Annotated in this window: 1 protein-coding gene; it reads left to right on the top strand. The window is 34.9% G+C overall.

All coding sequences use genetic code 11. The annotated features are described in order from the left end of the window. Nucleotides 1-90: 90 nt before the first annotated feature. Nucleotides 91-284: hypothetical protein (locus tag ACTXGU_RS22420; protein ID WP_443483708.1), on the top strand; the 194-nt coding region annotated here is incomplete at its 3' end.

The raw sequence follows: 284 nt of genomic DNA, 5'->3' as shown, positions 1-284 counted from the left end.
AAAATATTCTTATCAAAAGAAGGAGGTGAAACAAATGCCAACCATTACGATTAAACTGCCCTTGTTTCACCAACAAAAGTGAAAGAAAAGATGTATGAAACGATGCAACAAAACTTTTCGGAAGCTTGTAATATAGCTATTCAATACAAAAAAGAACATCCTACAGTAACAAAGTCGGAATTAGATAAAAGATTAGCTCCTATTGAACTTCCTTCTACCCTCATTCAGGAAGCTAGAAAACTGGCACTTAGTCGATACGAGGACTGGAAAAAGAACGAGAAAAA

It is taken from the genome of Niallia sp. 01092, assembly GCF_052318935.1.
In the GTDB taxonomy this organism is placed as follows: Bacteria; Bacillota; Bacilli; order Bacillales; family Cytobacillaceae; genus Niallia.
This window is presented reverse-complemented; position numbering and strand designations above follow the sequence as displayed.